Origin of the sequence: Streptomyces sp. NBC_00872 (assembly GCF_045161915.1) — a bacterium.
Lineage (GTDB): Bacteria > Actinomycetota > Actinomycetes > Streptomycetales > Streptomycetaceae > Streptomyces.
Map to the genome: position 1 here is coordinate 8,723,832 of NZ_CP108806.1, position 12,785 is coordinate 8,736,616.

At 72.1% G+C, this 12,785-nt stretch carries 1 protein-coding gene (only partly in view); it reads left to right on the top strand.

The genetic code is table 11. The features are described from left to right. Nucleotides 1–12,785, top strand: the start of a protein-coding gene (locus OG214_RS36865; protein WP_405987251.1) for an SDR family NAD(P)-dependent oxidoreductase. It continues 21,178 nt past the right edge of the window; only the first 12,785 of its 33,963 coding nucleotides appear in the window; its start codon is at nucleotides 1–3; its stop codon lies off the right edge, out of view.

A 12,785-nucleotide genomic window follows, 5' to 3' on the forward strand; every position in this document is an offset into this window, starting at 1 on the left:
ATGAGCACGTCCCCCAACAAGTACGTCGAGGCGCTGCGCTCGTCCCTGAAGGAGATCGAGCGGCTCCGCCGGCAGAACCAGCGGCTGGTGGAGGCCGCCGAGGAACCCATCGCCGTCGTCGGGATCGGCTGCCGCTACCCCGGCGGGGTCACCTCCCCCGAGGAGCTGTGGGCGGTGGTCACCGAGGGCCGCGACGTCATGGCGGGCTTCCCCGCCGACCGGGGCTGGGACCTGGAGCGCCTCGCCGGGGACGGCCCCGGCCGCAGCCTCGCCCAGGAGGGCGGATTCCTCTACGACATGGCGGACTTCGACCCCGGGTTCTTCGGTATCTCGCCCCGTGAGGCCGTCGCCATGGACCCCCAGCAGCGGCTGCTGCTGGAGGTGGCCTGGGAGGCGCTGGAGCGGGCCGGGATCGACCCGGCCACGCTGCGCGGCAGCCGGGCGGGCGTGTTCGTCGGTACGGCGGGACAGGACTACGGCACGGTCATCAAGGCGTCCGGCGAGGACACCGAGCTGTACGCGATGACCGGGCACGCCGCCAGCGTCATCTCGGGCCGGCTCTCCTACACGCTGGGCGCCGAGGGACCCGCCGTCACGGTCGACACGGCCTGTTCCTCCTCGCTGGTGGCACTGCACTGGGCGGCGCAGGCGCTGCGCAACGGCGAGTGCACCATGGCGCTGGCGGGCGGCGCGTCCGTGATGGCCACACCGGGCCCCTTCGTCTCCTTCACCGCACAGGGCGGGATGGCCGCCGACGGCCGGTGCAAGTCCTTCTCCGGCGACGCCGACGGCACCGGCTGGGGCGAGGGCGCCGCGGTCCTCGTACTGGAGCGGCTCTCCGACGCCCGGCGAGCCGGTCACCCGGTGCTGGCCGTGCTGCGCGGCAGCGCGGTCAACCAGGACGGCGCGTCCAACGGGCTGTCCGCCCCCCACGGCCCCTCCCAGCGGCGGGTCATCCGGGCCGCCCTGGAGAACGCCCGGCTGACGCCCGGCGATGTGGACATCGTCGAGGCGCATGGTACCGGTACGACGCTCGGTGACCCGATCGAGGCACAGGCGCTGCTGGCCACCTACGGCCAGGACCGCGACCCCGGGCGCCCGCTGCGGCTCGGATCGGTCAAGTCCAACATCGGGCACACCCAGGCGGCCTCGGGCGCCGCCGGCGTGATCAAGATGATCATGGCGATGCGGCACGGGCTGATGCCGCGCACCCTGCACGCGGCCGAACCGTCCGGCGATGTGGACTGGACGGCCGGCTCCGTGGAACTGCTGAGCGAGCACATCGCATGGCCCCGGACGGACCGGGCCCGGCGCGGCGCCGTCTCCTCCTTCGGCGTCAGCGGAACCAACGCGCATGTGATCCTGGAAGAGGCGCCGGAGGAGACGCCGGAGGAGACGCCCGTACCGGAGCGGCTGTCCGTCGGGGACGAAGCGGGGAGCGCGTCCGCAGGCGTGACCGCCGGCGTGACCGGGACCGGGACTGGGACCGGGGACGTGACGGGCACCGGTGCCGTGACGGGGACCGGGGATCAGGAGGGGAGCGCCGTCGCGGAGGCCTCCGTGGCGCCGGGCGTCGTTCCCTGGGCCATCGCGGGCCGCACAGCCGCGGCCCTGGAGGCCCAGCGCGCACGGCTGTTGTCCTTCGTCGAGCGCTCTCCCGGGATACGGCCCGTGGACGTGGGCTACTCCCTGGCCGCCGGACGCACGGTGTTCGAGCACCGGGCGGTGCTGTTCGCGACCGGTACCGACGACGCGGGCTCCGGTACCCACGACGCGGGCTCCGGGAGCGCCGGCGCCATCGGGGTCACCGAGGCGGCCGGAGGCGTCGCCGACGAGGGCCCGCTCGCCGTGCTGTTCTCCGGCCAGGGCTCCCAGCGGCTCGGTATGGGCCGTGAACTCCACGCCCGTTTCCCGGTGTTCGCCGAGGCCTTCGACGCCGTGGCCGCCGAACTCGACACCCACTTCGGCGCGGACCCCGACCGCCCCGCGCTGCGCGAGATCGTCTGGGGATCCGACGCCGGGCGGCTCGACGAGACCCGGTGGACCCAGCCCGCCCTCTTCGCGATCGAGGTGGCGCTGTTCCGCCTCGTCACCTCGCTCGGCATCACCCCGGACTACGTCGGCGGCCACTCCATCGGTGAGATCGCCGCGGCCCACGCGGCGGACGTCCTCACACTGGAGGACGCCTGCCGACTGGTGGCCGCGCGCGCCTCACTGATGCAGGCCCTGCCACCCGGCGGCGCCATGGTCGCCGTACGGGCCACCGAGGACGAGATCACCCCGCTGCTCACCGGACAGGTGTCGATCGCGGCCGTCAACGGACCGCGGTCCGTGGTGATCGCGGGTGACGAAGGCGCCGTACTGGACATCGCCGCGCGTCTGGAGGCACAGGGCCGCCGGACGAAGCGGCTGCGCGTCTCGCACGCCTTCCACTCACCGCTGATGCGGCCGATGCTGGCGGACTTCCGTGCCGTGGCGGAGAGCCTGACGTACCGGGAGCCGCGCATCCCGGTCGTCTCGAATCTGACCGGCGGGATCGCCGACGTGGCCGAGCTGTGCTCGGCCGACTACTGGGTACGGCATGTCGGGGAGACCGTACGGTTCGCCGACGGCATCCGCACCCTCACCGGACGGGGTGTCACCACCCTGCTGGAACTGGGCCCCGACGGTGTGCTCTCCGCCATGGCTCAGGACTCGCTGGCGGACGGGGCGGTGATCGTGCCGCTGCTGCGCGAGGACCGTTCCGAGGAAGTGGCCGTGGTCACCGCGCTCGCCCAGGCGCATGTCCGCGGCGCCACCGTACGGTGGGCCGGACTGTACGACGGTTCCGGCGCACGGCGCGTGGACCTGCCGACCTATCCGTTCCAGAAGCAGCGCTACTGGCCCTCCGGCAGCCGTGACGGGGCGGGGGACATCCGCGCCGCCGGGCTCGGCCCGGCCGGACACCCGCTGCTGGGCGTGGCCGTCGAACTGGCCGACGGCGAAGGCGTCCTGTTCACCAGCAGGCTGTCGGTGCGGTCGCATCCCTGGCTCGCCGACCACGGGGTGCGGGGCCGCGCCCTGCTGCCCGGGACCGCCTTTGTCGAGCTGGCCATCCGGGCCGGTGACGAGGTCGACTGCGACCGTGTCGAGGAGCTCACGCTCGCCGCGCCGCTGGCACTGCCCGAGCACGGCGCCGTACGGCTCCAGGTCCGGGTCGGCGCCGCCGACGCGGCGGGGCGCCGCCCGCTGGGCGTCTACTCACGCGCCGAGGACGCGTCCGGCGTTCCCTGGACCCAGCATGCCACCGGCTTTGTCGCACCAGGCGACAGCGCCGACGCTGGCGCCAGTGCCGCGGGCGCCGGCTTCGACGCCACCGTGTGGCCACCGGCCGACGCCGAACCCGTCGATCTCGACGGCTGCTACGAACGGCTCGCCGGACTCGGCTTCGACTACGGTCCGGTGTTCCAGGGGCTGCGGGCGGTCTGGCGGCGCGGCGACGAGGTGTACGCCGAGGTGACCCTCCCGGACGGTTCCGGAACCGGCACGAGCACGGGCACCGACGCGGGATCCGCCGACGGAACGGGCTCCGGAACCGGCTCCGGCACCGACGCGAGCGCCTTCGGTCTGCACCCGGCGCTGCTCGACGCCGCTCAGCACGCGGCGGCCTACACCGACCTCGGCGCCATCAGCCGGGGCGGATTGCCCTTCGCCTGGGAAGGTGTGTCGCTGACCGCCTCCGGCGCCTCGGCGGTCCGCGCCCGGATCGCCCCCGCCGGTGAGGACACGGTCTCCATCGCCGTGTACGACATGGCGGGCGGCCCGGTCCTCACCGTCGACTCGCTGGTCTCGCGCCCGGTGCCCGCCGAGCGGCCCGACGACGCCGGCTCCGTGCCCCGGGACTCCCTGTTCCGTGTGGAGTGGACCGAGCTCAAGGGCGCGGCCGGGGCAACGGCCCGGACCACGGGCGGGGCCGGGGCCCGCGCGGTGGCCGTGGCCGTGGTGGGGACGGACACCTTCGGAGTGACGGCCGCGCTGCGCGCCGCCGGTACCGCCGTCGCCGTCCACCCCGACCTGGTATCGCTCGCGGCGGCGGACGACACCCCGGTGCCCGACGTGGTGTTGCTCGCCGTGGGCGGTGAGCGGGACGGCGCGGTCGTGGAGGCGACGCACACCCTCGGCGCCCAGGTCCTCGCACATGTACAGCGGTGGCTGGCGGAGGACCGGTTCGCCGACGCCCGTCTGGTGTTCGTGACGCGCGGCGCGCTGGAAGGCGACGACCTCGCCGCCGCCTCGGCCCATGGCCTCGTACGGACGGCACGCACCGAGAACCCGGGACGCTTCGGCCTCCTGGACCTGGACCCCGGCACGGCCTCACTCCCCCCGGAGGCCGTGCCGGCCACCCTCGACGAGCCGGACCTCGCGGTACGCGGCGGCCGACTGCTCGCCGCCCGGCTGGCACGCGTACCCGCTCCCGCTCCCGCTCCCGTTCCTGTGCCCGCGCCCGTGCCCGCTCCCGTTCCCGCCTCTGTCGTTGGGTCCGAGGAGCCGGCCGCGTGGCACGCCGACGGTACGGTGCTGATCACCGGCGGCACGGGCGGACTGGGCGGCGTACTCGCCCGGCACCTGGTGACCCGACGGGGTGTACGGCATCTGCTGTTGGCGAGTCGACGGGGTGCCGAGGCGCCCGGCGCGGCGGAGCTGGCCGGTGAACTCACCTCGCACGGCGCCGAGGTCACCGTCGCGGCCTGTGACATCGCCGATCGGTCCGCGCTGTCCGAGCTGTTGGCGTCGGTGCCGGCCGGGCATCCGCTGACCGCCGTCATCCACACCGCGGGCGTGGTCGACGACGGCGTGATCGGATCGCTCACGCCGGAGCGGCTGAGCGGGGTGCTCCGGCCCAAGGTCGACGCCGCCTGGCATCTGCACGAGCTGACCCGCGAGCTGGACCTCGCCGCCTTCGTGCTGTTCTCCTCCGTCGCCGCCACCCTCGGCAGCCCGGGACAGGCCAACTACGCGGCGGGCAACGCCTTCCTCGACGCTCTGGCCGAGCACCGGCGGACAGCGGGTCTGCCCGGACTCGCCCTCGCTTGGGGCCCGTGGACGCGGAGCGTCGGTATGACCGGGACGCTCACGGAGATCGACGTCGAGCGCATCGCGCGCTCCGGTATGCCACCGCTCTCCGTCGGCCAGGGTGTGGCGCTGTTCGACGCCGCCCTCGCCACCGGAGCGGCCACGGTGGCGCCCGTACGGCTCGATCTGCCGGCGCTGCGGACCCGGGGCGACATCCCGCCGCTGCTGCGCGGTCTGATCCGAGCACGTGCGCGGCGCGCCGCCGCCCAGGTCTCCGGCACCGCCGGAAGTCTCGCTCGGCGACTCGCCGGACTGAACGGCGCCGAGCGCCGAGAGATCCTGCTCGATCTCGTACGCGGCCAGGTCGCCCGGGTACTGGGCCACGCCGACGCGGCGGAGGTCGAGGCCGGCCGTCAGTTCCAGGACCTCGGCTTCGACTCGCTGACGGCGGTGGAACTGCGCAACGGCCTCAACACCGAGACCGGGCTGCGGCTCCCCGCCACCATGGTCTTCGACTACCCCACCCCGAGCGCGCTCGCCGACCATATGCGCGACGAACTCCTCGGCGAGACGGCCGACTCCACGGCCGGCGCACCGGCGGTGCCGGACCGGGCCCTGCCCCCCGTGGCCGACGACCCCATCGCGATCGTCGGTATGGCCTGCCGCTACCCGGGCGGAGTGACGTCGCCGGAGGATCTGTGGCGGCTCGTCCTGGAGGGCGGGGACGCCGTCTCCGCCTTTCCGGTCAACCGGGGCTGGGACATCGACGGACTGTACGACGCGGATCCGGACCGCCCCGGCAGGACCCATGTCCGCGACGGCGGATTCCTGCACACGGCTGGGGAGTTCGACCCCGGCTTCTTCGGTATGTCACCGCGTGAGGCGATGGCGACGGACTCGCAGCAGCGGCTGCTGCTGGAGACCTCCTGGGAAGCGATCGAGCGCGCCGGGATCGATCCGCACTCACTGCGCGACAGCCGGACCGGTGTCTTCGCCGGTGTGATGTACAACGACTACGGTCCCCTGCTCACGGGCGAGGAGTACGAGGCCTTCCGTGGCAACGGCAGCGCTCCGAGCGTGGCCTCCGGCCGGGTCTCCTACACCCTGGGTCTCGAAGGCCCGGCCGTCACGGTGGACACGGCCTGCTCCTCCTCCCTGGTCGGGATGCACCTCGCCGCGCAGGCGCTGCGCGGCGGTGAGTGCTCGCTGGCGCTGGCCGGCGGTGTGACGGTCATGTCCACCCCCAGCACCTTTGTGGAGTTCTCCCGCCAGCGAGGTCTCGCCCCCGACGGGCGGTCCAAGGCGTTCTCGGACTCGGCCGACGGTGTCGGCTGGTCGGAGGGTGTGGGTGTCCTTGTGCTGGAGCGGTTGTCGGACGCCCGGCGCAACGGGCACCAGGTGCTCGCGCTGCTGCGTGGGTCGGCGGTGAATCAGGATGGTGCGTCGAATGGTCTGACGGCGCCGAATGGTCCGTCGCAGCAGCGGGTGATTCGTCAGGCGTTGGCGAGTGGTGGGTTGTCGGCGGGTGATGTGGATGTGGTGGAGGCGCATGGTACGGGTACGACGCTGGGTGATCCGATCGAGGCGCAGGCGCTGCTGGCGACGTACGGGCGTGAGCGTGATCCGGAGCGTCCGCTGCTGCTGGGGTCGGTGAAGTCGAACATCGGTCATACGCAGGCCGCTGCCGGTGTGGCGGGTGTGATCAAGATGGTGATGGCGATGCGGCACGGGGTACTTCCTCGGACACTGCATGTGACCGAGCCGTCGTCGCATGTGGACTGGTCGGCGGGTGCGGTGGAGCTGCTTACCGAGCAGACCGCGTGGCCCGAGACAGGACGTGTGCGGCGCGCGGGCGTCTCGTCGTTCGGTATCAGTGGTACGAACGCGCACATCATTTTGGAGCAGCCGCCCACGGTCATCCAGGGAACGGTGCTCGGCAGCGCGGAGGCGGCAGGGCCGGGTGTGGTGCCGTGGGTACTCTCCGGCAGGACGCCCGAGGCGCTGCGGGACCAGGCGGGCCGACTGCTGTCATTGATCGAGACCCGGCCCGAACTGCGGCCGGTGGACATCGGGTTCTCGCTGGCCACGGGGCGTTCGGTGTTCGACCACCGCGCGGTGGTCCTGGCAGGCGAGTCCGCAGACCCGGTACGCGCGCTGACCGCGCTGGCGGCCGGTGAACCGGACACCTCGGCGGTCTCGGGCCCGGCCATCGGCGGAAGGCGCGCGTTCCTTTTCTCGGGGCAGGGTTCGCAGCGGCTGGGTATGGGGCGGGAGTTGTACGGGCGGTTCCCGGTGTTCGCGGAGGCGTTGGATTCCGTACTGGCGCTGCTGGACGCCGAGTTGGGCCGTTCGTTGCGGGAGGTGATCTGGGGTGAGGACGCCGACGCGCTGAACCAGACGGGGTGTGCGCAGCCGGCGTTGTTCGCGGTGGAAGTGGCGTTGTTCCGGTTGGTGGAGTCGTGGGGTGTGCGGCCTGATTTTGTGGCGGGGCATTCGATCGGTGAGGTCGCGGCGGCTCATGTGGCGGGGGTGTTCTCCCTGGAGGATGCCTGTCGTCTGGTGGTGGCGCGTGGGTCGTTGATGCAGGCGTTGCCGATGGGTGGTGCGATGGTCGCGGTGCGGGCGATGGAGGACGAGGTCACTCCCTACCTTTCGGGCGATGTCTCGATCGCCGCCGTCAACGGTCCGTCCTCGGTGGTGATCTCCGGCGCGGAGGAGGCCGTGGCGGATGTCGTGGCCCGATTGAAGGAGCAGGGTCGCAAGACGAGTCGGTTGCGGGTTTCGCATGCGTTCCATTCGCCGTTGATGGATCCGATGCTGGACGGGTTCCGCGCGGTCGTGGAGGGGCTGACGTTCGCGGAGCCGTCATTGCCGGTGGTGTCCACTCTGACCGGCGCTCTCGCGTCGGCCGATGAGCTGTGCTCGGCCGACTACTGGGTACGGCATGTCCGCGAGGCGGTTCGCTTCGCGGATGGTGTGCGGACGCTGGGTGAGCAGGGCGTTCGTACATTCGTGGAGCTGGGGCCGGACGGTGTGCTTGCCGCGCTGGCTCAGGAGTCGGTGGCCGAGGGCGCCGTGACCGTACCGGTGCTCCGCAAGGACCGGCCCGAGGAGATCTCGGCCGTCACGGCACTCGCTCACCTGCATGTGGGGGGCGCCCTCGTGGAGTGGCCGGCGTTCTTCGCCGGAGCCGATGTCCGGTCGGTGGATCTTCCGACGTACGCCTTCCAGCACCAGTGGTTCTGGCCGACGGCCTCGTCGGCCGGCCCACGTGATGTACGGGCCGCCGGTCTGGGTTCGGCGGGGCATCCCTTGCTGGGCGCGGCGGTTGAACTGGCCGAGGGTGAAGGGGCGTTGTTCACGGCCAGGCTTTCGGTGCAGTCGCATTCCTGGCTTGCTGATCATGTGGTGATGGGTCGGGTTCTGTTGCCGGGGACGGCGTTGTTGGAGCTGGCGTTCCGTGCGGGTGATGAGGTCGGCTGTGATCGGGTTGAGGAGTTGACGCTGGCGTCGCCGCTCACGCTGCCTGAGCAGGGTGCGGTCCAGGTCCAGGTACGGGTCGGTGTCGCCGATGACAGCGGTCGTCGTCCGGTCGCCGTGCACTCCCGTCCTGACACGGCTGACGAGCGGTCGTGGACACAGCACGCGACAGGTGTGCTGTCCGTTGGAGCTCAGCAGCCGGTCACCGGATTCGACGCCGCACAGTGGCCGCCGACGAACGCCGAGAAGCTGGATGCGGAGGGGTGCTACGAGCGGTTCGAGGAGCTCGGCTTCACCTATGGCCCGGTGTTCCAGGGCCTGCGGGCCGCCTGGCGCCGTGACGGGGAGATCTTCGCCGAGGTGAGCCTGCCCGAGGGCACCGACGCGGATGCCTTCGGTCTGCACCCCGCGTTGCTCGACTCGGCCCTGCACGCCTCTCTTCTCGCCGGTGCCGGCCAGGACGGCTCCGGCGGCGGTCTGCCCTTCTCGTGGGAGGGCGTGTCACTGCACGCCACGGGCGCCAGGGCACTGCGCGTACGGATCGCCCCGGTCGAGGGGAGGGACGCGGTGTCGATCGCGGTCGCCGACACCACGGGCGCGCCCGTGGCCTCGGTCGACTCGCTGCTCGTACGGGCCGTGTCGAGCGAACAGTTGAGCGGCACCGACGGCACGGCCGGAGTGGCCCGGGACGCGCTGTTCGCGCTGGAGTGGGTACCCGTACCCGCCGCCTCCCTACCCGCCGCCTCCGTATCCGGTGTCTCCACGCCCGGGGCGGACAGGCTCGCGCTGGTCGGACCGGATGTGTTCGCGCTGGCCGAGCAGCTGACCGGTACAGGCGTCGAGGTCGAGGCTCATGCCGATCTCGCGTCGCTGGCGACGGGGGAGTCCCCGGTACCGGACACCGTACTGGTCGGCGTCCATGACACGAACGGCGCCGGGGCCGGCGCTGGGACCGGCACCGGCACCAGGACCGGGATCGGGATCGGGATCGGGATCGGGGCCGCGGAGTCGGCGCACGCGCTGACCGCCGCTGCCCTGGCCCTGGTGCAGGAGTGGCTGGCTGAGGAGAGGTTCACCGGCTCCCGGCTGGTGTTCGTGACACGCGGCGCGATGGCGGCCGGGGACGAGGAGGTCACCGATGTGGCCGCCGCCTCGGTCTGGGGGCTGGTGCGCTCGGCCCAGACGGAGAATCCGGGCTGCTTCGGCCTGCTGGATCTCAGCCCCGGGAGCGATGACGGCCTTGCCCAGCTCACGGCCCAACTCGCGGCCCGGCTCACGCGGTCCGCCGGTGCGGATGAGCCGCAGCTGGCCGTCCGTGACGGAGCACTCCTTGCCGGGCGGCTCGCGCGGCTGGAGCCGGACATGGCCTTGGTCGCGCCCGGGGGTGTGCCCTGGCGGCTGGACAGCCGGGCGAAGGGAAGTCTGGACGGTCTGACGACGGCACCGTTCCCGGAGGCACTGGAGCCGCTGACGGGATGCGAGGTGCGGATCGAGGTCCGGGCGGCCGGGGTGAACTTCCGTGATGTCCTCAAGGCGCTGGACATGTATCCCGGCGACGCCGGGCGTATGGGCCGCGAGGCCTCGGGCGTGGTGGTCGAGGTCGGGCCGGAGGTGACCGGACTGCGGCCGGGCGACCGGGTCACGGGCCTGGTGTCCGGCGGTTTCGGCTCGCTGGTGGTGGGCGACGCACGGCTGCTCACTGCGCTGCCCGGGGAGTGGTCGTGGGAGACGGCGGCTTCGGTGCCGTTGGTGTTTCTGACGGCGTATCACGCGTTGGTGGGGCTGGCGGGTGTGGGTCGTGGTGAGCGGGTGCTGGTGCATGCGGGTGCGGGTGGTGTGGGTATGGCGGCGGTTCAGATCGCGCGTCATCTGGGTGCGGAGGTCTTCGCGACGGCGAGTGAGGGCAAGTGGGATGTGCTGCGTCGCCTCGGTGTGGCCGATGACCATATCGCCTCCTCCCGGACGACGGACTTCGAGGCCGCGTTCGCCCGGGTCACCGGTGGTGAGGGGGTCGATGTCGTACTGAACTCGCTGGCGGGTGAGTTCGTCGACGCGTCTCTGCGGTTGCTGGGTCCGGGTGGCCGGTTCCTGGAGATGGGCAAGACCGATATCCGTGATGCCGGGGGTCTTCCCGAGGGGGTTGACTATCAGGCGTTCGACCTCGGCTGGGTGGACCCGGAGGACATCCAGCGGATGCTGACTTCCCTCATGGAACTGTTCGGTCAGGGTGTGTTGGAGCCGTTGCCGGTTCGTTCGTGGGATGTGCGTCGGGCGCGGGACGCGTTTCGTTTTATGAGTCTGGCCCGGCATGTGGGCAAGATCGTGCTGACGATGCCGCGGGTGTGGGATCCCGAGGGCACGGTGCTGGTCACCGGTGGTACGGGTGGTCTGGGTGGTGTGCTGGCCCGTCATCTGGTCGGTGTGCGTGGTGTGCGGCATCTGCTGCTGACGAGTCGGCGCGGTCTGGAGGCTCCGGGCGCTGTCGAGCTGGCTGCTGAGCTGACGGTTCAGGGTGCGCATGTGTCGGTCGTCGCGTGTGATGTGGCGGACCGGGACGCGCTGGCGGGGCTGCTGGATTCGGTGCCGGCCGAGCATCCGCTGACCGCGGTGGTGCATACGGCGGGCGTCCTGGACGACGGGGTCGTCGGCTCGCTCACTCCCGAGCGGCTGGACCGTGTGCTGCGTCCCAAGGTGGACGCGGCCTGGCATCTGCATGAGCTGACCCGTGAGCTGGATCTCGCCGCGTTCGTGGTGTTCTCCTCGGTGGCCGGTACGTTCGGCGGTGCCGGGCAGGCCAACTACGCGGCGGGCAACGCCTTCCTCGACGCCCTGACCGCCCATCGGCGGGCCCAGGACTTGCCGGGACTGTCGCTCGCCTGGGGTCCCTGGGGCCAGGGCGCGGGTATGACCAGCGGGCTCGACGAGCGCGATGTCCGCAGGGCCGCCGAGTCGGGCATGCCGTTGATCTCGGTGGAGCAGGGCCTCGCCCTGTTCGACGCGGCGCTCGCGACCGGCGAGGCCGCCGTCGTACCCGTACGCCTCGATCTGCCCGTTCTGCGGGCCAAGGGTTCCGTCCCCGCGCTGCTGCGCGGACTGGTCCGTACGGCTCCCCGGCGGGCCCTGGCCGCCGGAGCCGGAACGGGCCCGGACACGGACGCCGGTCTGGCCGAGCGTCTGAGCCGGCTGGAGCGCGCGGAACGGTACGGGACACTGCTCCAACTGGTCCGCGACCACGCCGCCATGGTGCTGGGTCACGCGAGCGGCGACGGAGTCGATCCGGCGCGCGCCTTCCGCGACCTGGGTTTCGACTCCCTCACCGCTGTCGAGCTGCGCAACCGGCTGAACGCGGCGACCGGACTGCGGCTGCCCGCCACCATGGTCTTCGACTATCCGACGGTCGAGGTACTGACCGGTCATCTGCTCGAAGAACTGCTCGGCCCGGACGCGGCCGTGGCCGGCGCCGGGCCGGAACTCTCCCGGGCCCTGCTCGACGACGACCCCATCGTGGTCGTGGGCATGAGCTGCCGCTTCCCCGGAGGCATCGGTTCGCCCGAGGACCTGTGGCGCGTGGTCTCCGAGGGCGCCGATGTCGTCTCGGACTTCCCCGTCAACCGGGGCTGGGACGTGGATTCCCTCTACCACCCGGATCCGGACCACACCGGCACGTCGTACACCCGCTCCGGCGGATTCCTGCACGACGCGGGCGAGTTCGACCCCGCGTTCTTCGGGATGAGCCCGCGCGAGGCCATGGCCACGGACTCTCAGCAGCGTCTGCTGCTGGAGACCTCGTGGGAGGCCATCGAGCGGGCCGGGATCGACCCGCACTCGCTGCGCGACAGCCGGACCGGTGTCTTCGCCGGTGTGATGTACAGCGGCTACAACACCACGCTGAACGGATCGGAGTTCGAAGGCTTCCAGGGGCAGGGCAGCGCCCTGAGCGTCGCCTCGGGCCGGGTCTCGTACACCTTCGGCTTCGAGGGGCCCGCGATGACGGTGGACACGGCGTGCTCGTCGTCGCTCGTCGCGATGCATCTCGCGGCACAGGCGCTGCGGAGCGGTGAATGCTCGCTGGCGCTGGCCGGCGGTGTCACCGTGATGTCGGTCCCCGACACCTTCGTGGAATTCTCCCGGCAGCGGGGCCTCGCCCCCGACGGCCGCTCCAAGCCCTTCTCCGAGTCGGCCGACGGCGTCGGCTGGTCCGAGGGCATCGGCATGCTCCTGCTGGAACGTCTGTCGGACGCCCGCCGTCATGG